8 protein-coding genes are annotated in these 15,564 nt (G+C 59.9%); 4 read left to right on the top strand and 4 right to left on the bottom strand.

What is annotated here, in order from left to right; translation table 11 throughout:
* Positions 1-191 precede the first annotated feature (191 nt).
* The gene (gene dspII, locus HX851_RS30665) at positions 192-1,304 is read right to left on the bottom strand and encodes an enoyl-CoA hydratase/isomerase DspII (RefSeq protein ID WP_177066445.1); all 1,113 of its coding nucleotides are present in this window, start codon (positions 1,302-1,304) and stop codon (positions 192-194) included.
* Between the two features lie 134 nt (positions 1,305-1,438).
* Between dspII and ung the strand changes: the two genes are divergently transcribed.
* The 4 genes from ung (at position 1,439) to HX851_RS30685 (ending at position 9,215) form a co-directional block, all read left to right on the top strand.
* On the top strand, positions 1,439-2,131 hold the full coding sequence (gene ung / locus HX851_RS30670; protein ID WP_017125966.1) for a uracil-DNA glycosylase: 693 nt from the start codon (positions 1,439-1,441) through the stop codon (positions 2,129-2,131).
* A 264-nt stretch (positions 2,132-2,395) separates the two neighbouring features.
* Positions 2,396-4,357: a hypothetical protein gene (locus HX851_RS30675; RefSeq protein ID WP_177066447.1), complete on the top strand. Its 1,962-nt coding sequence runs from the start codon at positions 2,396-2,398 to the stop codon at positions 4,355-4,357.
* 429 nt (positions 4,358-4,786) lie between these two features.
* Positions 4,787-6,730, top strand: a complete 1,944-nt coding sequence (locus HX851_RS30680; RefSeq protein ID WP_177066449.1) for a hypothetical protein — start codon at positions 4,787-4,789, stop codon at positions 6,728-6,730.
* A 298-nt stretch (positions 6,731-7,028) separates the two neighbouring features.
* Positions 7,029-9,215 (top strand): autotransporter outer membrane beta-barrel domain-containing protein, encoded by a 2,187-nt coding sequence (locus tag HX851_RS30685; RefSeq protein WP_177066451.1) that lies wholly within the window; start codon positions 7,029-7,031, stop codon positions 9,213-9,215.
* A gap of 78 nt (positions 9,216-9,293) precedes the next feature.
* On the opposite strand, the gene HX851_RS30690 is transcribed toward HX851_RS30685, so the two are convergent.
* The 3 genes from HX851_RS30690 to HX851_RS30700 all read right to left on the bottom strand — a co-directional run bounded on the left by HX851_RS30690 (position 9,294) and on the right by HX851_RS30700 (position 15,564).
* Positions 9,294-12,692: a hypothetical protein gene (locus HX851_RS30690; protein ID WP_177066453.1), complete on the bottom strand. Its 3,399-nt coding sequence runs from the start codon at positions 12,690-12,692 to the stop codon at positions 9,294-9,296.
* 336 nt (positions 12,693-13,028) lie between these two features.
* A complete protein-coding gene (locus tag HX851_RS30695; RefSeq protein ID WP_017127574.1) occupies positions 13,029-14,057 on the bottom strand; it encodes an AbrB family transcriptional regulator in 1,029 nt (342 codons plus the stop codon).
* The gene (locus tag HX851_RS30700) at positions 14,050-15,564 is read right to left on the bottom strand and encodes a tripartite tricarboxylate transporter permease (protein ID WP_017127575.1); all 1,515 of its coding nucleotides are present in this window, start codon (positions 15,562-15,564) and stop codon (positions 14,050-14,052) included. The genes HX851_RS30695 and HX851_RS30700 overlap by 8 nt, the downstream gene beginning before the upstream one ends.

Consider the following 15,564-nt stretch of genomic DNA (forward strand, 5'->3'; position numbering starts at 1 on the left):
CTTGACCAGTTCAGCTTGCCCACGAAGAGGCCCGTGAAGCTTGCATCGCCCTTACAGCCGCCTTCGCTGGCAAGCCAGCTCCCACAGGGTTCGTGCCGTAGCGCAGCACTGTGTCCGACGCAAACCCTGTGGGAGTGGGCTTGCCCACGAAGAGGCCGGTAAGGCTGATCGAAGACCCGGATCCGTGTGCTTCAGTAATTGGACAGGTCCGCCAGCGGGTGCCGGCCTTCCCAGGCCTTGTGGAAGTGCGCCTCGACCACCGCCCGCGGCACCGCCGTGACATCCGGCCAATGCCAGCGCGGTTGCTGGTCCTTGTCGATCAGGCGGGCCCGCACCCCTTCGCTGAATTCCGGGTGACGGCAGCAGTTCAGGCTCAAGGCATATTCCATCTGGAACACTTGGGCCAGCGACAGGTGCCGCGCCCGGCTGATCTGCTCCCACACCAGGTGAGCCGTCAGCGGACAACCGTCCTTGAGGTTCTTCGCCGCCCGGGCCAGGAGGTCGTCGGGGTCCTCGGTGCGCTGGGCCAGCATCCTCCAGGCACAGGCCACGTCACCGACGTCCAGCAGCGCGTCGATGGTTTCCCGGCGTGGCAGCCACTGCGCCGGCGGACGCTGCTCGCGTGCCTGGTGCTCCAGCGCCTTGAGCAGGCTGTTGAGTTGCACCGCCGTCTGTTCCTGCCAGTTGAGCCGCAGCAGGCCATCGATCAATTCGTCCTGCTGGTCGTCGCGCAACATCCGGTCGGCCAGGCCGAGGTCAAGCGCATCGCGGGCATTCATCCGCGCGCCGGTCAAGCCGAGGAACAACCCCAGCTTGCCGGGCAGGCGCGAGAGGAACCAACTGCCGCCGACATCCGGGTACAGGCCGATGCCGATTTCCGGCATCGCCAACTGGCTGCCGGGCGTGACGATGCGGATGCTGGCGGCCTGCAGCAAGCCCAGGCCACCGCCCAGCACATAGCCGTGGCCCCAGCAGATCAGCGGTTTGGGATAGGTGTGCAGGTGGTAATCAAGGCGGTATTCCGCGGCGAAAAATGCTGCCGCCAGCGGCGGAACCTCACCCGGTCGGGCGCGGCATTCCTGGGCCAGGCTACGCACCTCGCCGCCGGCGCAAAAGGCCTTGGCCCCGTTGCCGCGCAACAGTACGCAAGCGATCTGTGGATCCTTGGCCCAGGCCTCGAGCCGCTCATGAAGGGCCGTGATCATCGGCAGCGAAAGGGCGTTGAGCGTGTGTTCGGCATCCAGGCTGGCGACGCCGATTCGTGCGCCATCCGTGCCGATGAGTTCTTCGAAGTGCAGATTCATCGCGACCTCAAACTGCGGATTGAATGCTCAGTATGATCCCTGTGTGGGAAACTGCCGGTAATGCGTCGGATCAATTGACAAGCGTGGTCGGCTTTCCTAGTGTCCGCCCCATTGCTCATTCAGGACAGGATCTCATGACCGACGACGACCGCATCAAACTCGAACCGAGCTGGAAACACGCCCTGCGTGACGAGTTCGACAAGCCCTACATGGCCGAGTTGCGCGAGTTCCTGCGCCAGGAACATGCCGCCGGCAAGCAGATCTACCCGCCGGGCCCGCTGATCTTCAATGCATTGAACAGCACCCCGCTGGACCAGGTGAAAGTGGTGATCCTCGGCCAGGACCCGTACCACGGCCCGGGCCAGGCCCACGGCCTGTGCTTCTCGGTGCAACCGGGCGTGCCGGCGCCGCCGTCGCTGGTCAATATCTACAAGGAATTGCAGCGCGACCTGAACATCGACGTTCCCAACCACGGCTACCTGCAAAGCTGGGCCGAGCAGGGCGTGCTGTTGCTCAACACCACCATGACCGTGGAGCGGGGCAATGCCGCTTCCCATGCCAACCGGGGCTGGCAGTTCTTCACCGACCGCATCATCGAAGTGGTCAGCGAGCGCCAGGACAAACTGGTGTTCCTGTTGTGGGGCGCCCATGCCCAGGGCAAGCAGAAACTGATCGACGCCACCAAGCACCTGGTGCTCAAGTCGGTGCATCCGTCGCCCCTTTCGGCCTATCGCGGCTTTATCGGTTGCGGGCATTTCAGCCGGACCAACAAGTTCCTCGAGCAGAACGGCCTGGCGCCGATCGAGTGGACCCTGCCGCCGCTGTAAGCCCCGCCGCAACCACCCTTGTGTAGGAGCTGGCTTGTCAGCGAAGAGGCCCTCGAGGCCTCCAGAAAACTCCCAGGAAGTCCCCCGATCAGCCACCCCCGGTGCCTGCACTTTTCAGACGTAAGGCCCCGCGACCTGTCATTTCTGACAGTATCCGCCCCGGGCCTTTGCGCATTAAATGTTCTCCACGGCCTTGTCGGTTGGTCATGTGCCAACCCGGTGGTCAACGGCCGCTTCGTTGATCATTTCCCAAGGAGAATGCAAATGTCCGAATCCAAACCCGTGAGGGTTGCCTCCGTGGGGGCGCCTACCGATGGACGGTCTCGACCTGCCGAGGAGATCGAGTCGCCCCGTACATTGGACGCCCCGGCCTTTCCTGACGTGCTGGAGCGTGTATGGGGTGAAACCAGTTTCACATTGCCGATATATTTTCACCCATTGCCCTTGCGGGTCGTCATTGAACACCCATGGCCATACACCGCACACGAGGAGGAGGAACAGGAAACATGGGTCTATTTCATTCTGGATAATCAAGATATTCCAGAGTTGACGCTCTCCATCATCGGGGCCTACGAGCTCGACGATGTATTCCCCATTGAGGTGGATATACCTCCTGAGCTGCTGGGGCCAGGTGTGCACCGGGTATCTTATCGGGTCGTTGGCAACTTCATCGGCACCAATCCCTCTTTCGTCGCGGCCATCAACTACGATCAGACACAACCTAACCAGGGTAACCCCGGCGGTGAGCTGATTTTCGATGACGAAGTGAGCCTGTATGGTATTACCGAGGCCTATCTGAACACCCATCAGGGCGCGACAGCCCTGGTGCCCCGTTGGTCGGACGTCAGTGTGGAAGATGAGGTCTACTACTACTGGTCGCCAACGGCACACCTGGGGCGTGTGGGTGTTCTGCCGATCACGCAGGCGCAGGCGATGGGCGCGCCGATCGAGATCACCTTTTCCGAGTCGGACATTCGCACCCACGGTTCAGGCATCCGCTATGCCTCCTACCGTCTCGCGGACCGAGCCGGCAATATCGGGCCCTTTTGTGATCCGCCTTCGGAAATCAACGTGTCGCTGGTTGCGCTGCCCATCCGTTTGCCGCGACCCGAAGTGCCGCTTGCCGATAGTGACGGGCTGATCGATCTTGCCGATGCCCGCGCGCCCACGGTGGTGGTTATTCAGGAAATCGTCGATGCCGAAATCGGCGATATCGTACGTATCTACTGGAACATCCATGAGCTGGCCTCTTTCACTGTGGAGGGGCCGATCCCGGTATGGCCGGTTTCCCGACCCATTTCCTGGGATATCGTTTCTTCCGGTGGTTTTGATGCGCGGGTGCCCGCCGTGGTGTTTTATCGCCTTTATCGGGGCGTACCATTCGTCCCTTCCCCAAACAATTTTTTTGACGTCGACCTGACTGTCGCCGGTCCCGACCCCGAAGGCCCGGACCCGATCAATCGCCTGCTGCCCCTGGTAACCGTCAAGGGCATTACCGCTGATAACGTCATCACCCTGGCCGACCGCGACACCACCATACGGGTGGTGGTCCCGCTTTACGCGAGTGCGCAACCGGGCGAGCGGTTGGAGTTGATGTGGGGCGATGACAGCAAGCTGGCATCTTTTTATACCGTTCGCGCGGGTGACACGGAGGCTGTCTTTTTCGTGCCCTGGGAGTTTGTCGAAGCCAACGGCAGTCACTTGGCGCTGCCCGTCTACTACTGGACCGACAATGGCGTGAATCGCCAGCGTTCCGGGCCTACGTCGGTGCGTGTGGCTATCGATCGGATCACGGGGCTGAAGCCACCGCTGTTCACCCATGGCAACGATCGCTTCATCAACTGCAATACCTTGCCGCCCCCCTGGTTGGGCGTCCATGTAGAGATCCCCGGGGATTCGAGCCGCCTGGCGACAGGGGACGAGATTGTCCTGCACTGGAAAAGCTACCCAACTCCGAACACCACTGGAGAGCCTTTTCCCGAGACGGTGAAGTCTTTCCGACATGTTCTGGCGGACAATGAAGCGGCGAACGGTTATACCTTCATTATCCCATTCAGCCCTTACATCACCTTGCCAGGGTTGACTCCATCCTTTGGCTCGGCGGACACCTACTATGACCTGAACAAGGCCGACGGTGGTTTTGGCGGATCGGAAGACTCATGGATCCGTATCGATCTCACCCGATCCGGCTCGCCTCCCTGCCTGGGCGACGATGCTGTCGGTTGAATGGCATCGCGATAGATGCCACTGCTCAAAACGGGAGGGCTGGATGCCCTGCCGTTTTTATTTTTGAACAGCATGGAACCCAGTCCCGGTGCATAGCCATTAAGAAGAGAATGGTGGGTTTTTATTACTGAAAGTGATAATCACCGGCTAGGTTTTTTTGCAATGAAGGACCTGTTTATTATTCTCGGACTCAGCACCGGATGGCTGTTTTAGCGCAGTTTCCGGCGATGCATATTTTTCGGTTTTGCGCACCTGTCAAAGTTGACAGGATGTAATTTCTGCCAAAGCGCTTTTTAATGAGCTTCCCCCACTGTCGTATCACCGACGGATTTTCAGTACCAGCGAGTGGTAGCGGGTTCGATCCCTTACCGGCAGGTGTTCGGCGCGGCTAGCGCCTGATCACCTCCCCACTGCCCTGGAGTCATCGACATGCGGACACCCCAAAAAAATCTGGAGGCCGAACTGCAACGTGCTGAAGTTCGGAGTGCGGCCAATGCGCGCGCGCCCAAAAGTGGTCCCCAGGCGATCATCGACGCGCCTGATATTCACAATGCACTTCCGAACAGGGATGACGGTCAGCCGAATCTTATACATAAGGATGAACTATTGGCAAACGGAGTAAGCATCAGTCTACCTGGTTGGGACAACGCCGCACCGGACGGTGATTTTCCCGGAGAATTTTTCGACTCAGTGACGATATTTCTCAATGGCGTCATATTCGATGAATTTATTTTGAATGGACCCGTTGACCCCCTGTTTCCGATAGAGCGTACTTATACTGAGGATAGGTTTGGTAATAACGGCACGAATATATTCCGTTATGAAGTCGAAAGATGGGATGCACAGAAAGATATTTCCCGCGACTTGACGTTCACGATTGACCGCGTCAACCCCACGGGAGGCAGTCCGGCTGATCCGGTGGAGCTTCCCGGCTGGATCACCGAGGGCACGATCACCCCGGAAACACTGGCCGCCAATGACGATGAGGTGGTTCTTACCATTCCCCCATGGGCGGATCGCAAACCTTACGATATCGTCAAGGTCTATTGGAGTTTCTTCGATACTGTTCCTATTGCCACCATGGAGCTGACCAGCGCTACGGGTAACGTTCAGATTGCCATCCCTGCCGACGTGATCATTGACGCCGGGGAAGGTAACAAGTTGATCACCTATACGCTGGAGGATCGGGCGGGCAATGTCAGCCAGAAAACTACACACGTTACGGAGCTTCTGGTCTTATTGCATCCGCGGCCGGAAAATCTGCGGGCTCCTGTTGTGCCTTTGGCTCCCATTGATCGGGATGACGCCAACGTCCCGCCGCAAATCGAGATTGCCTATGACAAGGCCTATCCTGGGGACCGGCTCGAGATAGACTTTGGTGGTTATGTCTTTTTCCATGATATTCCCCGGCTCAGTCCGATTTATTATGTGGACCTGACATGGGCGGCGCTGACGTCGGGTGGTCTGCTGGCGCCATACACTGCTGTATTACGATACAGGGTGCATCGCGGTGACTATATGACGGATTGGAGTCCAACCCTCGATGTGGATGTTGATCTGTTCGTGCCCGGCGGCGATGACGAGACACCGGGGCCGGTCAACCCCGATCTTCCTATTCCCGTCATCGAGTCCACGGTCACCGGCGAACTCAACAAGTTGGGTCCATCGGACAGGGACGTAGATGCCCTTGTACATTTTCCCGTTCCCTCGGATGTGCTGGCCGGACACTTTGTCCAGGTGTATTGGGGCACTCATGAGGTTTTCGCAACGCCACATGAGGTGACTCCTGCGGAGGTCGCCGGCGGGACTTTCACCTTCGATGTGCCCTGGGATCTGATCGAACTGGAAAAAAACGGCTTGATTCCGGTCTACTACGAGTTCAGCAGTTCCAGCAACGCCAACCGTGCGCAATCAAATCCACAGGAAGTCAGGGTCAGTATTTTCGAACTCGTGGATCTGGCGTTACCGACATTTCGCAATGCACAGAATGCGATCGTTTCCGTCCTCAATTGTGACGACAAGCCCGAACTCGGTGTTCGGATCAATATCCTTGATCCGAAAAACATAAGGGCTGGTGACAAGTTGTTCTTGAACTGGGTTGTATGGGAACCGGTCAGTAACGGTGCCCCGGTGGAAGCTTCCCGAGGGGAAGATATACCGCTGCCGATTGTCACAGCCAATCATGATATTCCGGGACACCCGGGTGAAGCCTACCTGGTTCCTTATGATCCTTATATCTCGACAGTCATTGTCGGCAGGGCGGTCATTTTCTACCGACTGGAATCGGCTGACGAACTCAATGGCGGCCGTTCCGGCGAAAGGAGGGCCATCTTGAGTCGCCTCAACGGTGATAGTTCAGTCTGTTCGGCTTGAGGGAAGAGATTGTCAATCGAAAAATCTCCATTAAACAGAGGCCGTAGGAGGCCTCTGTTTTTTTATGAAATAAACTTAAAAGTACAATTATTCCTTCGCTGCAATGAGAAAAATCCTACATTTTAATTCGGAACCTCTCTGTACTTTATGCACCTCTGAAAGCCAAGCCCGTTATCGGTGGACTGTATTGGCTTTTATAGCCAGTAAAGCACTTGGAGGTTAATTTTAAATGTCCTGTTTCAATATTAAACTTTTCAATTATTCGCGTTTGATCAAGGCCACCGGCCTTTTTGCGTTCATGCCTTTGTCGCTGGTGAGCCTCGAAGCGCTCGCCCGGCCTATTATTGGCGGTAGTGAAATCATTGAGGAAGGTACTCTGCCCGATCGCTATGAACTGACCCGCGCGGCGACCTTGACCGTCAATGGTGCTACGACCCGTGAGATTGACGCACGGGACGGCTCCACGGTGAATTTCAACGGTGGTGCGGTGGCGGTCAGCGGAGCGAACGTCCATGGCATTTCCCTGTTTGACTCCAGCGCCGTACTCAATGACGTCAGGATTACCAGCGAGGGTGGTAACGGGCTGGTGGTCGGCTCCCACGGCAACGGTTCCGTCGCCGAGGTCAATCGGTCGGTGATCACCGGGGCCCTGGCGGGGGCCACTGTCAGTACCCTCAGCCATTTGATCCTGAACGCGACGGATGTCGTGGGCACCAACGCGACAAGCAGTGGCGTGACCATGTTCGGCGGCCAGCTTACCGCCAACGGTGGTAGCATCACGGGTGGAAATCACGGGATTCGGGTTGTCCGCTCCAGCGATGAGGGTGCCGCCATGACTCTCGACGGTGTGCAGGTGGTCGGACAGGCCGGTGCGGCGATTGCCGTCAGCCAGGCGATCACCGCCGAGATCGATGTGCGCAACGGCACGACCTTGACGGGCGGCAACGGCAACATGCTGCAGTTGAGCGGTGGGGCTGACGCCAACATGCGCGTCAGCAACAGCGCCCTGACCGGCAATATCCAGGTCGGCAACGCCAGCACCCTGGACCTGAGCCTGGACGGCGCTGCCATGACCGGCGATGTGGTCAAGGACGCCGGCGGTGTCGCCCACGTGGCCCTGAACAACGGTTCGATCCTCACCGGCCGCCTGGACAACGTCGACAGCCTGGCGCTCAACAGCGACGCCACCTGGGTCATGACCGACCACCAGAGCATCGGTGACCTGAACATGGCCGGTGGTAACGTCAAGTTCGGTGACCCGGGTGCGTTCTACCAGCTGGACGTGGAAAACCTCGCGGGCAACGGCACCTTTATCATGACCGCTGACTTCGCCCATCTGCAGGGGGATTTCCTCAACGTCACCGGTACTTCCGAGGGCGAGCACAAACTGTTGATCAGCAGCAGCGGTGCCGATCCGCTGTCCGAGGACCGCTTGCATGTCGTGCGCACCGCCGATGGTGGCGCGACCTTCAGCCTGTTGGGCGACCGCGTGGACGTCGGGACCTACTCCTACAGCCTGATCGCCGATGACGATGGCAAGGACTGGCACCTGGACCCGTCCACCAAAGTCATCAGCCCCGGCACCCGTTCGGTGCTGGCCCTGGCCAATGTCGCGCCGACCGTGATGTACGGCGAGCTGACTTCCCTGCGTTCGCGCATGGGTGAACTGCGCTTCAACGGCGGCCAGAGCGGTGGCTGGATGCGCACCTATGGCAACAAGCACAAGGTCGATGCCGGCAAGGGCGTTGCCTACGACCAGAACCAGCAGGGCCTGGCCCTCGGTGCCGACGGGCGCCTGCCGGTCGGTGACGGGCAATGGCTGGCCGGTGTGATGGCTGGCTACAGCAAGTCTGACCTGAACCTGGGGCGTGGTACCAACGGCACCGTGCACAGCACCTATATCGGTGGTTATGCCACCTGGCTGGATGAGCAGAGCGGTTACTACTTCGACGGCGTGGCCAAGCTCAACAGCTTCCACAACAAGTCTTCGGTGGCGCTCAGCGACGGCAAGACGGCCAAGGGCAACCACAAGAACATGGGTGTGGGTGTTTCCGGTGAGTTCGGTCGTCACATCAAGCTGGATAACGACTACTTCGTCGAGCCGGCGGTACAGCTCTCGGCCATGGCCGTGGGGGCCAAGGACTACAAGCTGGACAACGGCCTGAAGGCGGAAACCGGTCGCACCCTGTCGTTGCTCGGCAAGGTCGGCGTGACCGGCGGCCGCAACTTCGATATCGGCGACGGTCGTGTGGCCCAGCCTTACCTGCGCACCGCGTTCGTGCAGGAGTTCGCCAAGAACAACAAGGTGCAGGTCAACGACAACAGCTTCCACAACGACCTCTCGGGTTCGCGGGTGGAGCTGGGTACCGGTGTCGCGGTGTCGTTGAACGAAAAGTGGCAAGTGCATGCCGACCTGGACTTCAGTAAAGGCGAGAAAATCGACCAGCCCTGGGGGGCCAATGTCGGGATTCGCTATAGCTGGTAAGCGCTCCGTGTAAACAAAAAGAGGAAGCCTTGGCTTCCTCTTTTTGTTGGTGTGGTTTTCAGGTAGGTTTCGGTGCAATTAGCCCCACAAGGTAAAGAAGTCCAGGAGGGTATAATCATTGTTGCTGGTCACTTCGATGTAGGCAACGGGTCCATTAATCGAAGGCGCAGAGTAGTCAACCCAGTGGTGGCGAACTTGAGTTCCCCCGTCACCTCCTGCGAAGTCACGCTCTGCCAATAGTGCCCCAATTGAATTATAGAAAAAAACCTTCGCAGGAAGATTGAGATACGTAAAGGCAAATCTGACTCTCACATATCCCCGCTTGAACGTCAGACGCAAGCGTTGTACTCCTGAGTTTCCTCGGCTCAAGGCGATCGAATGTCCAGATTGCATATCTGGAACCTGGTTGCCCCTGTAATCAACTATCTCGGACTCCCCTGTTGATCCAGGCCGCAAGAGAATCACCATCAATGAGGTATCGATGCTTTGCCCTGCCGTGATTTTTTGCAAGGGCACCGTTTCGAATGTTTCATAGTAAACTTTGATAACCTTGAAGGTACGCGGTGGGGCTGACTCAGGATTGTTGCCATAGAGGCCACGCGCGGTGATGCTGTAGTCCTTGGTTGTCACCGTCAGTGCGGGTGTTGTGGTCCAGACGCCGCTGGCGTTAGCGGTGACCGTACGCATGACGTTGTTGCCGTCGCGAATCTCAACCAGCCCCCCATCGTTGGCTCTGCCCGTGAGCGTCACGGTCGTCGTTATCACGTTGGTACCGTTGGCGATGTCGTTGCCGCTGGCATCCTTGATTGAGGTGATTTGCGGAATGATTATCACGGAAGGCAGGTTTTGCACAGTTACTAGACGAGACGGAAAAGTCGTGGCGTTGGCCTCTACGCTGCTGTGGTCAAACGTCACCTTGAATGACGTCGATAGTGAACTGGCATGATCCAACCCATTCAGGTAGCTGGCCGGTACCGGTATTTCCCCATGGCCGTCGCTGACCCACGTCGGTGAAACCGTGGTGGCCTCCCATAGGGTGTGGCTATTCGGCTGCCCTGTCAGCCTCAACCAGACTTTCTGCCCCGCGGCGATCAACGGCCAGGAGGGCGCGCGCACTTTTATAGCCTTGGTGACATCAAGCGTAGCGCCGGTCACCAGGACATTGTCCGCGTAGAATTCGGGTCTTGGCAGGTCGCCGTCACTGAACGAGTCCACACTGACATGAAGCGTTCTTGAGGGCGTAGTGGCCCCGCCGCGCTCCACGCTGTAGCTCACTTCGCAACCTGCGCCAATGGCCGCCGCGACCGCACTGCTGTGCGCCGTGAAATCAACCTGGCCCGTGGTAAGACCAGGCTTGGGTTCGATATCGGGTGTACCGATACCGGGCTTGCCGATCCAATGCACGGTGATGTTGTCGCTGGCATACATCGGGCTGTATTGAACGCGAATCGTGACCACCGGCGGTGAATCGACATGCAGCGGATTGATGGTTGCGCTATCTGGCCCGGTTATCGTGCTTTCCAGGATATGAGGCACGGGCAGGTCCAATGCACTGCCGACCTTCATGATAAAGGGATGGGAAAAACGAATCCGTTCACCGGCCCGGGCCAGGGTGTAGTACAAGCGCATCGAACGATCCAGATTGGGCAGGATGTACTGGCGTTTGAGGGTGAAGGGCAGGTCCCGGCCGACCCAGGGTGCCGTCACGGGAAAGCTGAAGGGCGGTGCGCTGCCGCCGGGTGCACTGCCCTCGGCGTGGAGGTTGATGATGTCATTTTCGATGATGTCCACGTTCGCCTTGACCAGCACCCTGGCATCGAAGAGCGATACCTCGGGGTCGAAGACCTGATCGGGTGGCGGGGCTTCGTTCACCTCCACCGGTGGCAGCGAAGCCTGCGGTTCGCCCACATCGAGCAGCAGATCCTCGGACGGGATTTTACCCATCGCGTTTTCCACCCAGTAGTACAGCCGCAAGGTTCCGCCTTCGAGCCTGGCGATATCGCCATTGGGGCCATTCTGCAAACGGAAGACGATGTCGCCCTCACCGGCGATATCGTAGAGCTCATCGTAGTAGGACTGGCCATTGGCGAAGGTGCCGTCGAGTACCAGGGTGATCCGGTCGAACGGATCCTGGCCCAGATACTCCTTGATATTGACGATCAGGAAAGCGATATCCGGCGGCAGTACATCGCCGGGTGCTCCTTCGACCGTGGGCGGCGGCAGACCGGTGCCGGCCTGGGTCCCGGTGACATAGACGATCACGCTGCGGGAATTGCGGTCTGGGGCAGACGGGCGAATCCGTATATAGGAAATCTGTACCCGACCCTTGATCAGGGAGCGGATATCGGCGTTGTCCCAGGGGATTCGCGCAGTACGCCCCAGTTCATTGGCCGCGACGGGATGATCGATGTGGCGGACCACGGGCAAGCCCGTCGAAGTCCTGCCGTTGAGTCTCAGGCGGATAGTATCGCCGACAGCAAAATCCGCCCGATGAACCGCCACGACCACGGTAGCGTCAGCCCCATCGAGGGCATCGGCATCGAGCTCATTGTGCTCGTCGGACTCTTCCACATAAGGTTCGTAGAGCAGGGGCTCGGCCTGATCATCGAGGCGTACCTCCAGCAGTTGCGCTGGCGACCAGCCATCGGAATAGTTGCCGACCTCATCGACCACCTCGTACTCGCAAACGTGCTCGCCGCTGCCGATTTTTGCCCAGTCACCGGTATTGATCTGGAGGGTGATCGGCTCCTGGGTTTCGGCTTCACCCTCGGTGACCTTGTGCTCGACGATATAACCACCGATGCTCAGGCGGATGCGATCACGCACGGAGCGATTGATGTCCGTTGCCGGGTTGCTGACCGCCGGGTAGAAGTCGATACGGACGGGAACCGGTGTGCCGATATCGCCCTCGCCGACGCCAAAATCGATCAGGTCCTGGGGAAAGCCCGGCATGGCCAGGTTTTCGTTGTAGTAGGTGCTGGCAACGGGGTTGCGACCGCCGGGGGCGACGGTATCGACCTTGAGGCGGAAAGAATCGGTTTCATCGTCGTTGCCGCTTACGCGGGTGAGATGGAAAAACACCGGATCGGCGGGCCCGTCCGGCAAGCGTGCGCGAGGAATGAAAAGCGAGATTTGCGCGTTGTTGGCGGCTTCGATATCGCTGACGGTATGAAAGGCAACCGGTGTGACGGTGTCGCGGCAGAACAGTTCGATAAAGTCGTTTTCGGCTATGCCACGATAGGGCAGCAGGATGCATTGCAAGCCCTTGTCGCGGTGGGCATCGAGGGCCGCCCGGTTGATGCCGCCGTCGAAGCCGACCACGGGCGCGGTCATATTGGGAATGTAGAGATCGAGCTCGTTGAAGGGCACGGGGGTGATGGGTTCGGGCCGGCTCAGGTCGAAGGTGCGTGCTTGCGATGGAGCGTCGTCTTGCGATGGATCGTGGCTGGGGAGCAGGGGATCAACGTAGTCGTTCATGGTCGGGATCCTGACAAGTAACGGAAAAAGGCGACCCGAAAGCCCGGATGGCGAGTCGTAAAGACCATTCAACGCCCGGAGAGGAGGGCTGACTAGCTGTCAGAAATGACAGTGGCGACGAGCGGTGCATGGGCAGGGCGGCGAGAAACCGCCGGTCGATTTTCCAGCTTTTCCAGGACAGAACTGTCATTGATGATCGTTCCCACGCTCAGCAAAGGAATGTCTCTCTGGACGCTCCGCGTCCGCTTCAAAAGCTTCGCGGGCAAGCCCGCTCCCACAGCGTCACGGGCTGCATTCCCACGCGGAGCGTGGGAACGATCGGTACAGTGCTGTTTCTCACGCCTGTCGGTTCCACCAGCGAAACAACGGTTCGGCCAGAAACAGCACGAACAACAGCCGCATCACCTGCATCGCCGTCACCAGGGGGACCGACAGTTGCAGAGTCTCGGCGGTCAGGCTCATTTCCGCGATACCGCCGGGCATCATGCCCAGGGTCAGGGAGCGCAGGTCGAGGTGGGTCAGCGCACTCAGGGCCCACGCCGCGAGGCTGGCGATCAGCATGGTCAGAGCCGTGCCGATCAGCGTGCGGCCCATGAACGAGGGCGCGCGACGGAAGAACTCACGATTGAAATGACAACCCAGGCCGCTGCCGATCAGCCACTGGCCGATCTGGCTGCCGCCGTTGGGCAGGCCGATATGCAGGTCCCAGGCGATGCTTACCGTCGCACTCACCAGCAACGGCCCGAACAGCCACGGATTGGGCTGGCGCAAGCGCTGCCAGAGCCAGGCGAGCAGGGCGCCCAGGGGGAACAGCAGGGCCAGCCAGCGCCAGTCGACGACACTCGCACCGCCCAGCGGCACGCCATCGCCGAGCAGGTATTTGAAGGCGGCCGGTACACACAGCACCACCACCAGTACCCGCAGGCTCTGCCCCGCCGCGACCCGGCTGAGCACCGCGCCGTTGCGCGCGCCGAGGTTGACCATTTCGCCGGAGCCGCCCGGCATGCTGGAGAAGAACGCCGTGGGCCGGTCCTCGCCGGTACGCCGCAGCAACCAGACACCGAGCACGCTGGAGAGGCTGGTGACCAGCGCGCCGAAAAAGATCAGGCCGAAATGCGCCAGGACCTGCTCCATCACCACCGGGGTGAAGTGCAGGCCGATGCCGATGCCGACCACCCACTGGCCGGTCTTGCGCCCGCCGGGGATTTCCGCCAGTTGCCAGGAAGTCAGGCAGCGCACCAGGATGATCGCCAGCAACGAGCCGACCATCCACGGCAGCGGCCAGCCGACCTGGCTGGCGAGGTAACCGCCGACCAGGCCGACCAGGGGTGTGCCCCACCAGTCCCTGAAGCTTTTCTCACGCATTGGCCAGGGCACGACGCTGGGCGGCACGCTTGCGCCAGATGCGCAGCAGCGGCATCAGCAACATGACGATGGTCAGGCCCCAGACGCTCGCGGTGATCGGGCTTGACCAGAGGATCTCCAGCGCGCCGTTGGAGATCGACAGCGCCCGGCGCAGGTTCGATTCCATCAGGCCACCGAGGATAAAACCGAGCAGGATCGGCGACAGCGGGAAATCCAGCTTGCGCAGGATGTAGCCGAAGATGCCGATACCGATCATCAGGAACAGATCGAAGGTGGTGGCGTGCACCGCGTACACACCGATCGCGGTGATGATGGCGATCACCGGCACCAGCGCCCAGTTCGGCACGGCGAGGATGCGGGTGAAGATGCGGATCATCGGGATATTGAGGATCACCAGCATGATGTTGGCGATGAACAGCGAGGCGATCAGGCCCCAGACGATATCCGGTTGCTGTTGGAACAACAGCGGGCCGGGGGTGATGTTGTACAGCGACAGGGCGCCGATCATCACCGCCGTGGTACCCGAGCCAGGCACGCCGAGGGTCAGCATCGGCACCAGGGCACCGCAGGCCGCGCCGCCGATAGCGGTTTCCGGAGCGGCCAGGCCACGCTTGTCGCCCTGGCCGAAAGTGCCGCTGGCACCGGCGATTTTCTTCTCGGTCATATAGGCCACGGCGCTGGCGAGTGTCGCGCCGGCACCCGGCAGCACGCCCATGATAAAGCCGAGCACGCCGCAACGCAGGTTCACCACGAACACCGACGCGGCTTCCTTGAAGTTGAACATCATCCGCCCGGTGGCTTTCACCGCTTCCTGGCCGCGATGGGTCTTCTCCAGCAACAGGAGGATTTCGCTGATGGAGAACAGGCCCAGCACCAGCACGACGAACTGGATGCCGTCGGCCAGGTGCACGTTGTCACCGGTGAAGCGATAGACGCCGCTGTTGGCGTCGATGCCGATGCTCGACAGGAACAGGCCGATCAGCGCTGCGATAAAAGTCTTCAGTGGGCGGTCGCCGGCCATGCCGCCCAGGCAGACAATGGCGAAGACCATGAGCACGAAGTATTCCGCCGGACCGAAGGCAATCGCCCATTTCGCCAGCAGCGGGGCGAACAGCACCATGCCGCAGGTGGCGATAAAGGCGCCGATGAACGAGCTCCAGGCCGACAGCGACAGGGCGACACCGGCCAGGCCCTGGCGGGCCATCGGGTAGCCGTCGAGGGTGGTCATCACGGTGGAGGCTTCACCGGGGATATTGAGCAGGATCGAGCTGATGCGCCCGCCGTACTCGCAACCCAGGTAGACCGCCGCCAGCAGGATCAGCGCCGATTCCGGTGGCAGGCCGAGGGCGAAGGCGATGGGGATCAGCAGGGCCACGCCGTTGATCGGACCGAGGCCCGGCAGCAGGCCGACGATGGTGCCGATCAGGGTGCCGCTGAGGGCGGTGATCAGGTTGTAGGGGGTCAGGGCGACGCCGAAGCCCTGGCCCAGGTAGCTGAGGGTATCCAT

The organism is Pseudomonas gingeri (assembly GCF_013385635.1).
Classification (GTDB): Bacteria; Pseudomonadota; Gammaproteobacteria; order Pseudomonadales; family Pseudomonadaceae; genus Aquipseudomonas; species Aquipseudomonas gingeri_A.

Bases quoted from the DNA above. Each gene is read 5' to 3' on its own strand.
- HX851_RS30690 (WP_177066453.1), bottom strand. From the start codon at position 12,692: ATGAACGACTACGTTGATCCCCTGCTCCCCAGCCACGATCCATCGCAA.
- dspII (WP_177066445.1), bottom strand. From the start codon at position 1,304: ATGAATCTGCACTTCGAAGAACTCATCGGCACGGATGGCGCACGAATC.
- HX851_RS30680 (WP_177066449.1), top strand. From the start codon at position 4,787: ATGCGGACACCCCAAAAAAATCTGGAGGCCGAACTGCAACGTGCTGAA.
- HX851_RS30675 (WP_177066447.1), top strand. From the start codon at position 2,396: ATGTCCGAATCCAAACCCGTGAGGGTTGCCTCCGTGGGGGCGCCTACC.
- HX851_RS30700 (WP_017127575.1), bottom strand. From the start codon at position 15,564: ATGGATACCCTCAGCTACCTGGGCCAGGGCTTCGGCGTCGCCCTGACC.
- HX851_RS30695 (WP_017127574.1), bottom strand. From the start codon at position 14,057: ATGCGTGAGAAAAGCTTCAGGGACTGGTGGGGCACACCCCTGGTCGGC.
- ung (WP_017125966.1), top strand. From the start codon at position 1,439: ATGACCGACGACGACCGCATCAAACTCGAACCGAGCTGGAAACACGCC.
- HX851_RS30685 (WP_177066451.1), top strand. From the start codon at position 7,029: ATGCCTTTGTCGCTGGTGAGCCTCGAAGCGCTCGCCCGGCCTATTATT.